The 14,810-nt window shown below is 62.5% G+C and carries 19 protein-coding genes; 3 read left to right on the forward strand and 16 right to left on the reverse strand.

Annotated elements, in window-relative coordinates; translation table 11 throughout:
- The 13 genes from QMG84_RS04480 to QMG84_RS04535 form a co-directional block, all read right to left on the reverse strand.
- The gene (locus tag QMG84_RS04480) at positions 1 to 1,227 is read right to left on the reverse strand and encodes a phage major capsid protein (RefSeq protein WP_281930744.1); all 1,227 of its coding nucleotides are present in this window, start codon (positions 1,225 to 1,227) and stop codon (positions 1 to 3) included.
- A gap of 125 nt (positions 1,228 to 1,352) precedes the next feature.
- Positions 1,353 to 1,925 (reverse strand): HK97 family phage prohead protease, encoded by a 573-nt coding sequence (locus tag QMG84_RS04485; protein ID WP_281930745.1) that lies wholly within the window; start codon positions 1,923 to 1,925, stop codon positions 1,353 to 1,355.
- Entirely contained in the window at positions 1,922 to 2,083 is a 162-nt protein-coding gene (locus QMG84_RS04490; RefSeq protein WP_281930747.1) for a histidine kinase, read from the reverse strand. Before QMG84_RS04490 ends, QMG84_RS04485 begins: the two co-directional genes overlap by 4 nt.
- On the reverse strand, positions 2,080 to 2,268 hold the full coding sequence (locus QMG84_RS04495; protein ID WP_202072921.1) for a hypothetical protein: 189 nt from the start codon (positions 2,266 to 2,268) through the stop codon (positions 2,080 to 2,082). Before QMG84_RS04495 ends, QMG84_RS04490 begins: the two co-directional genes overlap by 4 nt.
- A 239-nt stretch (positions 2,269 to 2,507) precedes the next feature.
- Positions 2,508 to 2,828: a hypothetical protein gene (locus QMG84_RS04500; protein WP_281930749.1), complete on the reverse strand. Its 321-nt coding sequence runs from the start codon at positions 2,826 to 2,828 to the stop codon at positions 2,508 to 2,510.
- A gap of 421 nt (positions 2,829 to 3,249) precedes the next feature.
- Positions 3,250 to 3,483, reverse strand: a complete 234-nt coding sequence (locus QMG84_RS04505) for a hypothetical protein (protein WP_202072919.1) — start codon at positions 3,481 to 3,483, stop codon at positions 3,250 to 3,252.
- A gap of 225 nt (positions 3,484 to 3,708) precedes the next feature.
- Complete coding sequence (locus QMG84_RS04510; protein ID WP_202072918.1) at positions 3,709 to 4,017, reverse strand: hypothetical protein; 309 nt, start codon at positions 4,015 to 4,017, stop codon at positions 3,709 to 3,711.
- Between the two features lie 7 nt (positions 4,018 to 4,024).
- Entirely contained in the window at positions 4,025 to 4,453 is a 429-nt protein-coding gene (locus QMG84_RS21370; protein ID WP_350356504.1) for a CdiA C-terminal domain-containing protein, read from the reverse strand.
- Positions 4,386 to 5,588 (reverse strand): phage portal protein, encoded by a 1,203-nt coding sequence (locus QMG84_RS04515; protein WP_281930752.1) that lies wholly within the window; start codon positions 5,586 to 5,588, stop codon positions 4,386 to 4,388. Before QMG84_RS04515 ends, QMG84_RS21370 begins: the two co-directional genes overlap by 68 nt.
- Before the next feature lie 154 nt (positions 5,589 to 5,742).
- A complete protein-coding gene (locus QMG84_RS04520; protein ID WP_281930753.1) occupies positions 5,743 to 7,074 on the reverse strand; it encodes a DNA-packaging protein in 1,332 nt (443 codons plus the stop codon).
- Entirely contained in the window at positions 7,028 to 7,540 is a 513-nt protein-coding gene (locus QMG84_RS04525) for a hypothetical protein (protein WP_281930755.1), read from the reverse strand. The genes QMG84_RS04520 and QMG84_RS04525 overlap by 47 nt, the downstream gene beginning before the upstream one ends.
- Before the next feature lie 568 nt (positions 7,541 to 8,108).
- Positions 8,109 to 8,711 carry a hypothetical protein gene (locus QMG84_RS04530; RefSeq protein WP_281930757.1) on the reverse strand — a complete coding sequence of 201 codons (603 nt, stop codon included), beginning with the start codon at positions 8,709 to 8,711 and terminating at the stop codon, positions 8,109 to 8,111.
- 270 nt (positions 8,712 to 8,981) lie between these two features.
- Positions 8,982 to 9,473, reverse strand: coding sequence for a YcgN family cysteine cluster protein (locus QMG84_RS04535; RefSeq protein ID WP_281930758.1), 492 nt, complete (start codon positions 9,471 to 9,473; stop codon positions 8,982 to 8,984).
- 139 nt (positions 9,474 to 9,612) lie between these two features.
- Here QMG84_RS04535 and QMG84_RS04540 point away from each other — a divergent pair, with 139 nt between their 5' ends.
- The 3 genes from QMG84_RS04540 to QMG84_RS04550 are packed head-to-tail and all read left to right on the forward strand — an operon-like array spanning position 9,613 to position 13,036.
- Positions 9,613 to 11,832 carry a transglycosylase domain-containing protein gene (locus tag QMG84_RS04540; protein ID WP_281930760.1) on the forward strand — a complete coding sequence of 740 codons (2,220 nt, stop codon included), beginning with the start codon at positions 9,613 to 9,615 and terminating at the stop codon, positions 11,830 to 11,832.
- An 11-nt stretch (positions 11,833 to 11,843) separates the two neighbouring features.
- On the forward strand, positions 11,844 to 12,455 hold the full coding sequence (locus QMG84_RS04545) for a DUF1214 domain-containing protein (RefSeq protein WP_281930762.1): 612 nt from the start codon (positions 11,844 to 11,846) through the stop codon (positions 12,453 to 12,455).
- Positions 12,446 to 13,036: a DUF1254 domain-containing protein gene (locus tag QMG84_RS04550; protein ID WP_202072910.1), complete on the forward strand. Its 591-nt coding sequence runs from the start codon at positions 12,446 to 12,448 to the stop codon at positions 13,034 to 13,036. Before QMG84_RS04545 ends, QMG84_RS04550 begins: the two co-directional genes overlap by 10 nt.
- 197 nt (positions 13,037 to 13,233) lie before the next feature.
- Here QMG84_RS04550 and QMG84_RS04555 read toward each other — a convergent pair whose 3' ends face one another.
- Genes QMG84_RS04555 through QMG84_RS04565 form a run of 3 tightly spaced genes read right to left on the reverse strand, consistent with a single transcriptional unit; the run spans position 13,234 to position 14,726 of the window.
- Positions 13,234 to 13,632 carry a DUF1178 family protein gene (locus tag QMG84_RS04555; protein WP_281930764.1) on the reverse strand — a complete coding sequence of 133 codons (399 nt, stop codon included), beginning with the start codon at positions 13,630 to 13,632 and terminating at the stop codon, positions 13,234 to 13,236.
- Positions 13,633 to 13,635: 3 nt separating this feature from the next.
- Positions 13,636 to 13,899, reverse strand: coding sequence for a glutaredoxin 3 (gene grxC / locus QMG84_RS04560; RefSeq protein ID WP_202072908.1), 264 nt, complete (start codon positions 13,897 to 13,899; stop codon positions 13,636 to 13,638).
- A gap of 53 nt (positions 13,900 to 13,952) precedes the next feature.
- On the reverse strand, positions 13,953 to 14,726 hold the full coding sequence (locus tag QMG84_RS04565; protein ID WP_281931902.1) for a ComF family protein: 774 nt from the start codon (positions 14,724 to 14,726) through the stop codon (positions 13,953 to 13,955).
- Between the last annotated feature and the right edge of the window lie 84 nt (positions 14,727 to 14,810).

Below are 14,810 nucleotides of genomic sequence, written 5' to 3' on the forward strand. Positions count from 1 at the left end.
TCATGAAACGCCGAGCTTCAAAAGCTTGATCGCCTCGAAATTCTGCACGCCGCCGCCGACGCGTTTCGTGGTGTAGAAGAGCACATAGGGCTTTGCGGAATAGGGATCGCGCAGCACGCGGATGCCGACGCGATCCACGACGATATAGCCGCGCTCGAAATCGCCAAAGGCGATGGAGAGGCTGTTCGCGCCGGGGTCCGGCATGTCCTCGGCTTCGACAATCGGGAAATTGATCAGCGACGCCAGGCCATTCGCGTTTTCCGGCGGCGCCCAGATATAGTCGCCCGTCGTTGTCTTGAACTGGCGGATCAGCGACTGCGTGCGCCGGCCCATCACCCATTTGCCGTTCTGGCGGTATCCGGCGCGCAGCGCGTAAACCAGATTGAACAGCACGTCGGAAGGATTGGTCGCCGGAAAGGCGCCTGAGACGCCGGTGGCGACATAACCGATATTGCCCCACGACCAGCTCGTATCGGCGACGGTGGTGTAGGAGAGGAAGCCTTTCGGCTTGTTCACGCCGTCGCCGCTGACGAAGGCGGCGCCTTCCTGCTCGGAAAAAGCCACTTGCACTTCGTCGGCGATCCATTGCTCGATATCGACGACTGAATCGTCGAGCAGCGCCTGGGTCGCTGCGGGCATGGCGTAAAGCTCCATCGCCGGAAAGGTCATGTCGGCGATTTGCTGGTTTGCGGTCTGTGGACGCGCGTCGGTTTCCGCCACCCAGCCGGCGGCCGGTCCGGTCGTCGAATAGGCGCGGCGTAGCGTCTGCGTCGAAATCTCGCGCACGCTGGCGATGGCGCGGATCGGCGACAGTTTCGCAAGGCGGCGCAGGATTTCGCGTTCGGCCGGAACCGGCACGAGATAGCCGCCGTCAGGGCCAGAGGCGCCGGACATCGCCTTGGCTTCGAGCGCCTTCAAGCCCCCAGCTTCGCCCGAGCGCATATAATGGTTGAAGGCCGATTTGTGTTCTCGCGCGCCATGCTCCTCCGGAGCCGCGCCGCCGATGCGCGGTCGCGCGAGGTCGAGCGCCAGCCGATCGAGACGGCTTTTGGTTTCATCCAGCGCCTGGTCGATGCGTGCGAGTTTTTCCTCGGTGACGACATCCGCGCTCATGCGCGTTTCGATTTGCGCCAGACGTTCGTCATTGGCTTCCTTGAAGGTGGAGAAGGCGCGGTTGAGATCGTCGACGATTGGCGCGCCGGCGGATTTTATTTCGATGGATGACATTGGGGCCTCGAGCAGCGCACAGAAAATCGCGCCGGCGGCGGCCAGCGTGAAAATGTTCTGCGCATGTTGAAAAAACCGTCTTGCACTCTCTTCCCACGACCGACGGCGCGTCGCGGTTATGGCGGTCAAAGCCGCGCGCTTTGCAGCCTATGCTGAAAGCGCAGCGCCGCCTCCTGCGCTCGCAAGCGGGCCAGCGCCGCGCGCATATCGTCGGGCGTACGCGCGGCGATGCGTTTCACGGCCTCGATGCGGGCCTGTGTGAGCATGGGAAATGTCACGATCGAGATTTCCCAAAGGTCGATCGCCTGCAACCGTCGCAGGCCGCTCGCCTTATCCGTCGTCGCGCGCTCGGTCTTGAAGCCGATCGAGAGCCCGTCGACGGCGCCGGCGCGCAGAAGCGACAGCGCTTCGCGGGCGCGCGCCACGGAGAGATCGAGGCGGCCCGTGACCTTCAAGCCTTTGGCGTCCTCGACAATCGTGGTCCAGACGCCAATCGGCTCGGCCGCGTTATGCTGCCAAAGCATTTTCACGCCGGCGGCGCCGCGTTTGGCGAGAGAGCGCGCGAAGGCGCCTTTCATCACAATGTCGCCGCCCGTGTCGGCGACGCCGAAGAGCGAGGCATAGCCTTCGATAGTCCCCGCCGCGCTCGTGCGCGCGAGCGGCGTGTCGGCGCGTTTGGTTTCTGGCGGAGCCTTCAAGCTTTCTCTCCCGACGCGGGATGAGCTGCCGAGCCGCGCGCATGCATGCGCATCAGCACTTGCACGAAGGTCTTGAACACGTCCGAGGGATCGTCGGCGCGGCGCGTCATGCGTCGTTTGACGCGGTTGGCGAAAAGAAGTCGTTTGAGATGCGTCATGAGTCGCTCCCACAGCGTCGGTTGAATCTGGCGAGTTCGCGCACGAAGGCGTCGATCCGCCGTGTCGCCTCGCCCAGCTCGCGCAGGGCGAGATGGGCCTGGGCCGTCGCGACGCAGGCCCACAGAAAGAGCGCGAGATGAGCAAGATCGCCGCGCTCGAGTATGGCGTCGAGTATGTCGGACATGAAAGCGTGGTTTCCAGCAGGGAAGGCGTATCATTAGAAAAGGTAACTAGCCGACCGGCGTTGTAATCGAAGGGGAGGGGGCCATAGCCCGGCTGCAGTCACACGTGAATCTGCACGCGCGTGCGGCAGCACGATCTGGCGCCAGAAGGCGCGATGCGCTTCACTGTAGTTGGAAAAAGTGTTGTCGCCGGGCAGGCCGAGGATCGGCGGCGGGACGCCGGTCCCGACGCGGCGCGGCGTTACCGTATATAAGGCCGCGTGATGACGTCGCAGGTGTCATCGCGGATCAGGAGATTCTCTTCTCCGAAAACCTCCCAGAAAATCTCCGGGATCATCCGAATGAATTCCGAGCGGTCCTTGTTCCACTGGACCATGAAGTTGGCTTTGGGATGAAATCCGTAGTCTGCGTCGATTTCGATCCCGCGAGCAGACGGCTCGCCGACGTCGGAAATCCAGAAATAATGGAGAATTTCGGCGTATTTTGACTGGGCCAGCGCGATGCGTTCGATTGTCTGCTCGACTGGTAACGCGCTAGCGATAGAGAATGAAATCGACATCATGAGCCTCAGAAGAGATAGTGGAGTCTGCCGCTTTGGTCGATCACCCAGAGACGCTTCAAGCCCGGGATTGGATACGTCCGAAATTGCGCGATAACCTCTTCAATCGTCACGGGCGTGTCCATCAGATTGATCAAGATATTTTCGGACCACTAGGAGTTGCAATCCTCTTAACGATGAAAATGTATGCAGGACCCCAATCACCAATCTTCCGAGAGACTGAAAAACACCTTATTTGGCTTGAGACCAAGCCAGAGGTTCTCGATCTCGGGTGCGGCGTTCTGGCTCTCGAGGGCAACAGAAATGAAGGTCTGCAATTTTTCGAGGCCAGGAAGCTCGAAATACGACAGAGACTCCCTTATCGCCGCATCTAGCCTTTGCTGTTCTCCTTTTGGTGTCGCTGCTTTGCGGGGCGCTGAGATTGTTACGCTGAGGCAATATATTTTTCTGCAAGCGTGGCCAAGACGGCCGTGTATACGTCCGGCGCGGGAAACTCGATCGTATAGCCGACATTGGTCGGGTCAGCGTCGTGCACGCCAACAACCGTGCCAACAGAACCTTCAGGCAACGTGATATTTGTCGTCTCGTCCCTGATAAGCTGAGCTTCGACGGCGCATGTCGTCCGGACGAGTTCGAGTTCGTTGAATTTTGTCTTCATGGCGGCTTCCCCGTTATCAGCGTGACCATATGAACTTTACGGTCACGGTACGGCCATCGAGGCCTTTAATCGCAATCAATTGCTCGAAGCGATCGCTTCTCGCGGCGGAAGCTTTCGACTCGGCGAAATCCATGTCTTTTGGCGACAGCGACAACGCTTTCCAATCGAGCCCGCCTTCGAGCAGCGAGGGACGCCCCGCGTTTTCCGCGCCGGAGCTTCTAAGGCTTACGGAGGCGGGACGACGTCGTAGTTATTGTCACGGATGAGGACGTTGTCCTTTCCGAAGATGTCGTAAAAGATGACGGGAATTAGCCGGATCAGTTCCGAACGCTCCTTATTCCATTGAATCAGGAATGTGCTTTTCGGTTCGAAACCGAATTCGGCGTCGTCTTCGCGATTGTAGGACTCCGCTTCTCCGACTTTTGAAATCCAGAAGTAGCGGAGGATGTCTCCATATTTTTCCTGGGCCTGTGAGATTCGTTCCTTCGTCTGATCGGGCGATAGCGCACTGTTGAGAGCAAAGCAAATAGACATTGTGGCCTCAAAAAAGGTAGTAACGCTTGCCATACCGGTCGATAAGCCAAAGGCGCCTCAGCCCCGGAATCGGAAAAGCTCGGAACTGCGCGATGATCTCCTCAATCGTCAGCGGCGAGTCCATAAGGTTAATTACAACATTCTCAGACTGATCTGTAGTCACTTTGTATCTTGCGGAGCTCCACACATTCCGGGCCCGATCCGTTCGCGGTGCGAATGCGTCGAAGATTTCGCTATCGATCCGATAGTCAGGTTGCTTGACGCCTTGAGCGTTGGAGCGCTGATGGAGCTGCTCGACATTGTGCCCGTTGAGCGAAAGAATATCAGCTGATTCATTTCCTCTAATTTTACCGCGCCGCGTCTCGGCATCATCCTTCGCCAGCGTCCTTGCCGAAGAGCGCCTCCTTCGGCGCCGGGCCGTAGCCCACCGCCTCACGCTGCTCGCCGAGCGTCAGGAAATTCGCCTTGCCGATGCGGTCCCATTCGGCGGCGCGCTCGCTCGCCAAAGCTTCCAGCCGATCGGCGTTGTAGTCGAAGCGGAACGGCCCATAGCCCGGCTGCAGCCACACTTGAAAACTCTTCTGCACGCGGGTCACAAGCGGCAGCACGGTCTGGCGCCAGAAGGCGCGATGCGCTTCGCTGTAGTTGGAAAAAGTGTTGTCGCCGGGCAGGCCGAGGATCAGCGGCGGCACGCCGAAGGCGAGCGCAATCTCGCGCGCGGCGGAAGCTTTCGACTCGGAAAAATCCATGTCTTTTGGCGACAGCGACAACGCCTTCCAATCGAGCCCGCCCTCCAACAGTAGCGGCCTTCCGGCGTTTTCGGCGCCGGAGAAATTTTCCTCCAGCTCCTCCTTCAGCCGGTTGAATTGGTCGTCCGTGAGATGCGCGCCTTCCGGCCCTGCATAAACGAGCGCGCCGGAAGGTCGCGCAGAATTGTCGAGCAGCGCCTTGTTCCAAAAGCTCGCGGCGTTATGCGTGTCGAGCGCGACTTGCGCGGCGGCCAGCGGCGCGAAGCCGTAATAATCGTCGAGCGCGTTGAAGAAGCGTATATGCAGAATGGGCTCGATCCCTTCGCCCCGCATGTCGTAGCGGATCTCGTCGCCGAGCGCGCGATAGACGTAAGCCGAGGGCCAGCCGTTGCGTCCCGGTTCGACGCTCATGCGATCGGGCCGCAGCGCGTAGAGTTCGCGCAATTGCCCGTCGATCTGCACGGATTCGATATAGGCGTTGCCGTAGAGCAGCAGATTGGCGCAGATCGCCTCGATGAAGGAGACGCTGGTGTCGAGCGGATTGGGCCGTTCGATCAAAGCAAGCAGCGGATGGTCGATCAGCTCCTCGCGGCCCTGATACATGAGCCAGGGGACCGAAGCAGCGGCTTCCGCGACCATGCGCACGCAACGGTGGCAAACGGCGTTGCGCTCATAGCCTTCGCGCGTCATGGCGGCGCTGTTGCGCGAGGTCCATTGCGGCAGGCCGATGGAATGCATGGCGAGCAGCTTCGCCGCGCGCGAGTATTTGGCTTCGCGCACGGGCGCCGCCGCGCCGAAAAGGCGCGAGAAGAATGAATGCATGAGAAGTCTCTTGAAATGACCGGATTTCCCTTCTCCCGCTTGCGGGAGAAGGTGTCGCGCGGAACGCGTGACGGATGAGGGCGGCCCTCACCCGACCCTCGCTCACGCGAGGGCCACCCTCTCCCGCAGGCGGGAGAGGGGAAAAGCTGGCTAATTACACCCGCCGCATGCGCGGCTCCGGGGCTTTTGGCACCAGCGCCAGCGTCGTCGCCGCCCATACGAGCGCGTCGAGCCGATCCGGCGAACGCCCCGACGACAATCCGTCGAGCCCGAAATCGCACATTTCGTCTTCGAGCGCCGGAAAGGCGCCGACATGCTTCACGCGGCCCTGCTCATAGAGCTGCGCCACCGGCGCGGCGCGCAAATATTTGCCCCTTGTCGCGCGCGCCATCGTGACAGGCGCGCTCGCGTCGGCTTCGTTCAACACGGCGCGCACCATTTCGCCGCCCTGGTTGACTTCGGCGATCAGCGCATCGGCGGAAAGCTTGTGATAGAGCGCGATCGCCGCGCGCGCCCATTGCGCCGGCCGCGCTGTTTCCAGCGTGGCGTCTTCGAGCACATAAACAAGCCCCGCAGCGTCGGCCCCGGCCGCGACGATGCCGCAATTGTCGGCGCGCTTGCCGGAGGTCGCCGGCGGATCGACGGCGACGACGATGCGCGCCAGAGGCGGCGCCTCCGTCACGCGCGCCGCGTCCATCATGTCGCGCGTCCACAGCGCATCCTTGCGCTCTTCGACGATCTCGCCGTCGAGTTCCTGGCGTCCGAGCCTTGTGCCGGCATATTGCGCGATCACGCTCTCCAGAAAGGAGGGCGCTAGATTGGCGGCGTTCTCGCGCGTCAGCGCGCGGGTGAGCGCCGTCGCGGGATGGGCGATCAGCTCTTTCAGCAAGGGCGTGGGTCGCGGCGTCGTAGTCACGAGCTGGCGCGGCCAATCGCCGAGACGCAGGCCAAATTGCAGCATGTCCCAAGTCTCCCTGGCGTAGCGCCATTTGGCGAGCTCGTCGCACCAGGCGGCGTGAAATTGCGGGCCGCGCAGGCTTTCCGGGTCTTCCGCCGAAAAGGCCTGCGCGACGGCGCCGCTGTCCCATAGCAAACGTCGTCGCGAGCTTTCCCAGCGTGGCCGCTCGCGTCTGTCATGCACGGAGAGAAGGCCGGAGACGCCTTCGACCATCACGTCGCGCACATCCGCCGCCGTCTCGCCGACAAGCGCGATGCGGCCAGCGGGATGCAGGCAGAATTGCGGGCGCCCGAGCGCAAGGCCCTTCACCCATTCGGCGCCGGCGCGCGTCTTGCCCGCGCCGCGTCCGCCGAGAATGAGCCATTGACGCCAGGGCAGGCCGTTCGATGTGGCGTCCGGCGGCCATTGATCCTTGCGCGCGACGAATTCCCAGTCCGCGAGCAATCGTTCCAGCTCGCGCGGCGCAAAACCGTCGAGCAGCTCATCCAGGCGGCCCGCCGCCGCGCAAGCGCTCGAGCCGTCGAGCAAGCTCCGCGCGGAGCTCGGCCAATTCGCGGGGCGGCGCGTCGCTGGCGTCGTCATCGGGGGCCGTCGCGTCCTTTCTGGTTTCGTCGGCCTCGCGCCGCATGCGCTTCAATTCGGCGAGCGTCTTGACGAGCGTTGCGAGGGTTCGTGCGCTGGCTTCGATTGTCTTGGGCGCATGTTTGTCGAGCGCCGTCTCGGCGCGCGCGAATTCGCGCTCGACCGCATCTTCGAGCCGCGCGATGAGCCGGGCCGGGTCGGCGGGTTTTGTCTGCGGCGGCGGCGTTTCGGCGTCCGCCTTGCGCTTGCAGGCCGAGGCGCGTTTGGGCCAGTCGTTCCTTTCGCGAAAGCTGCGAAATTGTCCGTCGGTCATGCCGAGGAGCTTCGTGATCTCCGTGAGCGGCGCGCCGGCGTCATAGAGAAGTTTCGCCTGCGCGACTTTCGCGCGCGGCGGGGAGGGGCTTGTCGCCATGCGTTCTCGTTGTGGCGTTGCAATGCGCGCCTGAAGGCGCGCGGTCCGGACCGCGGGCCTTCAGGCCCGCTCAAGGCGCCGAAAACGACGAAGCCATCCGGAGCCGGGCTCTGGATGGCTTCGCTTGATGGGCGGATAGTCCCCGCGGCGCTTCGGCGGCCTCGCCGCTCGAGCGCAATTGTGGAGCATGGGCTTTATCTACCCGACTAGCGTCCCGCTGTCAAGAATAAAATCCTTGCGAAGTCGGGGTGTCACAGGAGGCGAAAGCCGTTGAAATCGCAATAGTCCATCAAAAATAGGGCTGTATTTCTGATTTGCATGAAGAGTAGATGTTAGGAAAAAATCCCTTTTGCAGATCGCGGGCTGTGCCCTGCGTTCGGGCCGATAAAGGTTATCTCTCGAAGGGCATTGTGGTCCTCAAGAGTGAGCCGGGGGAAGGTATAAAATTGCCAAGTACCTCTGGGGGTGAGATTGTTGCGCTTGGACGGACGGCCAAGGTGGACGTATGCGATGTGTTTTGCGAATGGAAAATATTATTAATTATCTGTTGAGCTGGCGCGCATCGCCTTTAAGGAAGGTCATTTCGTTTATCGCTAATATCGCCGCTCCTGATAAAATATATTCTTTGGGCAATTTCATTGCATGTTACCATGAAGCGAGTTCTTGGGTGGGTTTTGTCTGAGGCCTCAGCAAGGCGGGCTTCTGTGACCTTGTTTAAGTAGTCGAATGGGATGAATACACTTGGCATATCAGGGTATGAAAGCTCGTTGCAGCAGCGCTTAACAACGTCTGTTGTGAACTGGATTGGCCTTCGAGAGTGAGCAAACTGATTTCTCAAAAGTCGGATTATGTTGAGGTCGTGTCGAGTGACTCTTCCGACCAACTTTAGGGCGTACGACATCTCGATTTTTGAGCTGAAATCGCCGAGTACCCCAGATGGCTTGAAGAGTTCCTCTACTTCATCTTCTCTCATATGGTTACGCAAAAGCTTGCCTAGCGAGCGTTCCACCAGCGACCCCATCACAACCGCCATAGCGCGGTCCGGTCCTTCGTATAGCTCTGCCTCAAGCGACTGTAGGTCATCTTGTGTTGGATCACCTGATCCATATTTTCTTAAATCACTAAGATACTTTGGGTCGCTCATATCCAGTCCTGTGAATTCTGCGGCCAAAAAGGCGATCCGATTGGCTCTTATGGCGATAAGGAAGCGTAACAGCGTATGGATGGTGCGCGTCGTGGCGCGCAGATCGTTAGTCCCGCTCCAGCTAAGAGCGTGACTCCGAAAAAAGAAAAAGGGAAGCCCGTTAAAGCTTCCCTTTCTTCACCTTCTTCCTCCTATGAAGGAAGCGAGCGGCCTTACCCCCCCCCAACGGGATGGTTATAGGTGAGGCGCTTGACTTTGGTGCCCTTCATCGCGAGCGCGGCGCGCTCAATAGTCACCTCAATACCGCGCCTTCTTCGGCCAGCGCTTCGGCCACAGCCGGATGTAGTCCGGCGTATCCTCCTCGTCGATGTCAGCCTCGCTGACCTCAACCTTTCCGCGCACCGAGACCCCTACGCGATGCACGCTCTCGGGGTCGCCCGAGATCAGCGGGTGCCAGGGTGGCAGGGGCTTGCCTGCGTCGCGCAGCACATAGGCGCAGGTGGGCGGCAGCCAGTCGATTTCCTGCAGCTTCTTCAAGGTCAGCCGCACGCAGTCGGGCACATGGTCGCGGCGGTTCTTATAGTCGCCGCACTGGCAGGACTCGTGGTCCAGCATCTTGCAGGAGACGCTCGTATGGTAGATCGCGCCGGTATCCTCATCCTCGAGCTTTACCAGGCAGCAGCGCCCGCAACCGTCGCAGAGCTTCTCCCATTGTGCGCGCGTAAGCTCGGATAGCGGCTTTTCCCAAAATGGGGTCGCCGCGCCTTTTTCGCCTTTTTCCCCTGACATTCTTCCCTGTCCGGCTGTTCCGCCATCTGGCGGAAACCATAATCGGAATGGGGGGCGGCGGCGTCGTCGTCAAGATGGTTTAAAAGATGCTAACGTCGCGCGCCGCGATTTTAATTGTCCCGCCGGGAGCCTGCGAGCCTTGTTCGAGCGTCTTTGGTCCTCGTCCTTTGTGAAGCGCATCCGGCGCATTCTGCTGTCGGCGGACGCGCTCATCGATTCGAGCGTCTTCGACAGCGGCCGGCGGTCGCGCGAGCTTTACGAGAATTTCTCGACCTTCATGGAGCGCTTCCATGTCTCGGGCTTTGCGCGCCTCGGGGTCGAGCTTGCCTGCGAGACGCTCACCTGGGGCGTCATCGGGCTGATCGCCATGGCGGCGCTCGCAAGCTCGGCCTTCCAAATGACCAGCGAGGGCGACTGGCTGAAGCAGACCGATCTCGCGGTCACCTTCCTGGACCGCTACGGCAATGAAGTCGGCCAGCGCGGCATCAAGCACGACGACGCGGTGCCGCTGGAGGAATATCCCGACTATCTCATCAAGGCCGTGCTCGCGACGGAGGATCGCCGCTTCTACGAGCATTTCGGCATAGACGTGATCGGCACGGCGCGCGCGCTGACGGTCAATGCGCGCTCCTCGGGCGTGGTGCAGGGCGGCTCCTCCATCACGCAGCAGCTCGCCAAGAATCTCTTCCTCTCCAACGAGCGCACCATCACCCGCAAGATCAACGAGGCCTTTCTCGCCTTGTGGCTGGAGCATCACCTCACCAAGCGCGAGATCCTCAAGCTTTATCTCGATCGCGTCTATATGGGCGGCGGCGCTTTCGGCATTCAGGCCGCTGCGGAGTTCTACTTCGGCAAGTCGGTCAAGGACGTCACGCTCGCAGAGGCCGCGATGCTCGCCGGCCTGTTCAAGGCGCCGACAAAATACGCCCCGCACAATAATCTTCCCGCCGCCCGCGCGCGCGCCAATGACGTGCTCAACAATCTGGTCGACGCCGGCTTCATGACCGAGAGCCAGGTCATCGCGGCGCAAAAGAGCCCGGCGACGCCCGTCGATCGGCAGCGGCAGGATAGTCCCGACTGGTATCTCGACTTTGCCTATGGCGAAATTCGCAAGCTCGCTGCCGCCGGCAAGCTTAGCGACAATCGCGTGCTCGCGGTTCGCACGGCGCTCGATTCCAATGTGCAGAAACGCGCGGAAGAGGTCATCGAGAAAAATCTACGCGAGCAGGGCCGCTCTTATCACGTCAAGCAGGCGGCGATGGTCGTCATGGAGCCGGACGGCGCCGTGCGCGCCATTATCGGCGGCCGCGACTATGGGGCGAGCCAATTCAACCGCGCGACCGACGGCTCGCGTCAGCCGGGCTCTTCCTTCAAGCCCTATGTCTATCTCACGGCGCTGATGACCGGCCGCTTCAAGCCCACGACCATCGTCACCGACCGACCGACCTGCATCGGCAATTATTGCGTTCACAACTATAGCGGCGGTTATGCGGGCTCCATGCCGCTCGCCATGGCGCTGGCGAAATCGCTCAATACCGTCGCCATCCAGCTCTCGCAGGCGATCGGCAATGGCGATTCGCGCATTGGCCGCGCGAAGATCATCGAGACTTGCCGCAAGCTCGGAATCAGCACGCCGCTCGAGGACACGCCGTCGCTGCCTGTCGGCCAGAGCGACGTGATCCTCATCGAGCATTCTTCCGCCTACGCCGCCTTCGTGAATGGCGGGAAGCGCGTCATTCCTTTCGCCGCCGTCGAAATCCGCAATCGCCAGGGCGATCTGCTCTATCGCCACGACCGCGACGCGCCGCCGCAAAAACAGGTGCTGCCTTACGAGAAAGTCGTGGACCTGGCCGGCATGATGAAGAAGGTGGTGGAAGAGGGCACAGGCAGGCGCGCTCAGCTTGGCGAGGGCATCGACGTGATCGGCAAGACCGGCACGACCAATGGCTATAAGGACGCCTGGTTCTGCGGCTATTCCGGCACGATGGGCGGCTGCGTCTGGTATGGCAACGACGACAATGAGCCCATGAACAACATGACCGGCGGCACGTTGCCGGCCGGCACCTGGCACGACGTCATGGCCTATGCGCATCAGGGCGTGGCGCTCAAACCCATTGTCGGGCTCACGCCGCAAGCCAGGCCGGAGGCCGCCACAGTCAGTGAGAACGGCGCAAAGCCTCTGGAACTCGGCGCCCCGCAACGGCCGGCGACCCTCTCCAAGGGCGCGGCGCAGGCGCTGGAGTCGATCGAGAAAAAGGCGCGGAGCGCCGCGACCGGCAGGCAGAGTTCGCTCGTCTCGCCGGCGACGATCGCGCAGACGCGCGGCGGCGATTTCCCCACGATCGGCGCGGTCCAATAGCGAGGGGCCAAATGAAACGCCAGACGGCTTTTGGAGCGAATCCCCCTTACGCGAAATATCTCCGAGCCGCTTCGGCGATGATGGGCGGCCTCGCGCTCGGGCTCGCGGCGACGGTCGTTTCGCTCAACGCCGGCCATGGCTTCAACGCCTTGCGGGCGGGCCCCTGGACGGCTTGGCCATCCGTCGGCGGCCCGAATATCGATCCCTACGCCCGCGCCGCGATCGCGCGTTCGGGAGAAGCGCCCTTGGGGCGCGACCAAGGCCTGGCCTTTATCGCGACGGCGGATTCGAGCGGCGCCCCGCTCGACGGCGCCTGCGAATATAGCGTCGTCGATCCGCTGCCGCCGGCGCGTTTCTGGACTCTGTCGCTCGCGACGCCGAGCGGCGGGCTCATCGACAATCCGGCGGGGCGCTACGGCTTTTCGTCGGTCGACGTGTTGCGGCGCGAGGGCGGCGGCTTCGAACTCGTGATTGCCCGTCACGCCCGCGCCGGCAACTGGCTGTCTCCAGGAGAGGCGCGCAAATTCGTGCTCATGCTGCGTCTCTATGATACGCCGCTCGATGTCGACGCCCGACCCGATCCCAATACTTTCCCCCGCATCGTGAAGCTGAAGTGCGCCTAGCTCCTCCCGACCGCTTTTTCGATTATTTGCCCTGGGCCGCAGCCACGCTGCTCGTCGCAGGCATCGTGCATATTGTTTCCGTGCTGCTGATGCCGGCGGTCGCGCCGCAAGACGCCTATGCGCGCGCACGCGCGGCCGTCGGGGACGCGCCGACATTCGCGCTCGTCGCGCTGCCGCCGATGGCGCCCGGCGCCGAGCCCTTGCCGTTCGAAGACCCGGCCTTTGCGGAAGGCGTCTGCGTCTATGATTTGTCGAAAGGGATGCTGCGGGTGACGGCGCCGGCGGACGGCGACGATTATCTTGCGCTCTCCTTCCACGCCAAAGCCGGCCGCATCTATCACGCCATCACCGACCGCGCGGCGATCAAGGGCAAGATCGACATCGTGATCGGCGACGACAGGCAGATGGACGCTTTGAGCGCCAGCGACGACGCGCCGCAGCAGCAAGTGCGCCTCACGGCGCCGGCCAAGCGCGGCTTCGTGCTGGTGCGTTCGCTGGCGAAGCGCCCGTCGGATATGACGCGCGCGCGGGAGCGGCTCGCGACGGTGATGTGCGAGCGCGTCGATCCGCCGAAGGATTAGCGGCGTCGCCCAATGGCAGCAAAACCGGCGCTATCTTGGCCCGCCGTCATTGCGAGGAGCGTAAGCGACGAAGCAATCCAGGGCGGCTATCGCGGCTCTGGATTGCTTCGCTTCGCTCGCAATGACGGGAGGCTCTGGATTCCCTGTCGGGCTTTCAGCCCGTCGGGAATAACGCCGTTATCCAAACGGCAATGGCGTCAGTTGTCCTGCGGCAAATCCGGCAGCGGTAGAATCTCGATCCCATCCTCGAGCAGCGCCTTGGCCTCTTCGAAAGTGGCGCGGCCGCGGATCGGGCGGCGCTCCGCCTCGCCGTCTTCGATGGCGCGCGCCTCGTCGGGGAAACGATCGCCGACATCTTCGGTCCCGGCGGCGACATGCTCGCGTAATTCCTTGATCATCTGGCGAAGGCGCGCAGGGGCCTCTTCCCGCCCGCTGCGCGCGACATGCGGCGCCATCACGCCGCGTGTGACCTTCTCCGACGCGCAGAAAGGGCAGACGACGAGATGCTGCTCGACTTGCTTCTCGAAAGTCTCGCTGTCGCGAAACCAACCGTCGAATTGGTGCCCTTCGTCGCAGACCAGCGTGTAATGCACCATTGATCAGGCTCCTGCGGCGAGGAGCGGGTCGAGGCCGCCCTCGCTGTCGAGCGCATGGAGATCGTCGCAGCCGCCGACATGTTTTCCGTCGATGAAAATCTGTGGGACGGTGGTGCGGCCATTGGCGCGTTCGCTCATCGCCTGGCGGCCCGCCGGATCGCCCGCGACATTGATTTCCTCGAACGCAGCGCCCTTTTGCGTCAAAAGCCGCTTGGCCGCGATGCAATAGGGGCAGGTCGGGGTCGTGTAGATTTCGATACGCGCCATTTTGGGGGAAGGCCTGGACCTATGGTTTCGTTGGCTCGCTTATAGCCCCGATGTCACGCGCTTGTCACCGCCCGCGCGAAGACCAGCAGATCGACCTGCGCGGCGCCCGATTTTAAAAGCGCGCGGGCGGCGGCGTTGGCGGTGGCCCCGGTGGTGAGCACGTCGTCGACCAGCACAAGCTTGGCGTTCTCGATGAGGGCGGCGCGCTCGGGATCGATGCGGAAGGCGCCCGACAGATTGACCGCGCGCTGGGCGCGGGAGAGGCCGACCTGCGGCGCCGTCGGCTTCACGCGCAGAAGCGCTTGCGTCTCCACCGGCGCCCCGCATTCGCGGGAAATAGCCCGCGCCAGCTCCGCCGATTGGTTGAAACGCCGCGCGGCGAGGCGCAGGCGATGGAGCGGAATGGGAACGAGCAGATCGGCGTCGACGAGAATATCTGCGCCGGCGCGCGCCATCCAGCGGCCCATGGGGGCGGCGAGCTCCAGCCGGTCGTAATATTTGAGCCGATGCGCGAGAGAGCGGGCCTTGTCGCTATCGTAGCGGGCCACCGCGCGGGCGCGATGGAAGACCGGCGGATTGGCGGCGGCCTCCGGGGAGATGAGGCCGGGCTGATCGAGATCGAGCGCGAAAGGCGTGCCGAGCCGCTCGCAGAAGGGCCGCTCGATGAAGGCGATCTCCCGCCAGCACGCCGCGCACAAGGCCCCATGCTCCGCCACCGCCTTGCGGCAGACGAGGCAGGAGGGGGGATAGACGAGGTTGAGCAGCGCGGAGCCGGCGCGGCGGGCGGCGGTGGTGAGGCGGTCGAGGGGGAGCCGGTCGAACTGCATCTTGGGAGTATGGCGCAAGACCCCCTCCCTGTCCCTCCCCCGCCATAGGGCGTCTGGAAGACGCCCGTCTTTCACCGGGCTATG

Origin of the sequence: Methylocystis iwaonis (assembly GCF_027925385.1) — a bacterium.
In the GTDB taxonomy this organism is placed as follows: Bacteria; Pseudomonadota; Alphaproteobacteria; order Rhizobiales; family Beijerinckiaceae; genus Methylocystis; species Methylocystis iwaonis.

Excerpts from the sequence above, each read along its gene's own strand:
- QMG84_RS04480 (WP_281930744.1), bottom strand. The coding sequence starts at position 1,227 with ATGTCATCCATCGAAATAAAATCCGCCGGCGCGCCAATCGTCGACGAT.
- QMG84_RS04490 (WP_281930747.1), bottom strand. The coding sequence starts at position 2,083 with ATGACGCATCTCAAACGACTTCTTTTCGCCAACCGCGTCAAACGACGC.
- QMG84_RS04495 (WP_202072921.1), bottom strand. The coding sequence starts at position 2,268 with ATGTCCGACATACTCGACGCCATACTCGAGCGCGGCGATCTTGCTCAT.
- QMG84_RS04500 (WP_281930749.1), bottom strand. The coding sequence starts at position 2,828 with ATGATGTCGATTTCATTCTCTATCGCTAGCGCGTTACCAGTCGAGCAG.
- QMG84_RS04505 (WP_202072919.1), bottom strand. The coding sequence starts at position 3,483 with ATGAAGACAAAATTCAACGAACTCGAACTCGTCCGGACGACATGCGCC.
- QMG84_RS04510 (WP_202072918.1), bottom strand. The coding sequence starts at position 4,017 with ATGTCTATTTGCTTTGCTCTCAACAGTGCGCTATCGCCCGATCAGACG.
- QMG84_RS04515 (WP_281930752.1), bottom strand. The coding sequence starts at position 5,588 with ATGCATTCATTCTTCTCGCGCCTTTTCGGCGCGGCGGCGCCCGTGCGC.
- QMG84_RS04525 (WP_281930755.1), bottom strand. The coding sequence starts at position 7,540 with ATGGCGACAAGCCCCTCCCCGCCGCGCGCGAAAGTCGCGCAGGCGAAA.
- QMG84_RS04535 (WP_281930758.1), bottom strand. The coding sequence starts at position 9,473 with ATGTCAGGGGAAAAAGGCGAAAAAGGCGCGGCGACCCCATTTTGGGAA.
- QMG84_RS04545 (WP_281930762.1), top strand. The coding sequence starts at position 11,844 with ATGAAACGCCAGACGGCTTTTGGAGCGAATCCCCCTTACGCGAAATAT.
- QMG84_RS04555 (WP_281930764.1), bottom strand. The coding sequence starts at position 13,632 with ATGGTGCATTACACGCTGGTCTGCGACGAAGGGCACCAATTCGACGGT.
- grxC (WP_202072908.1), bottom strand. The coding sequence starts at position 13,899 with ATGGCGCGTATCGAAATCTACACGACCCCGACCTGCCCCTATTGCATC.
- QMG84_RS04565 (WP_281931902.1), bottom strand. The coding sequence starts at position 14,726 with ATGCAGTTCGACCGGCTCCCCCTCGACCGCCTCACCACCGCCGCCCGC.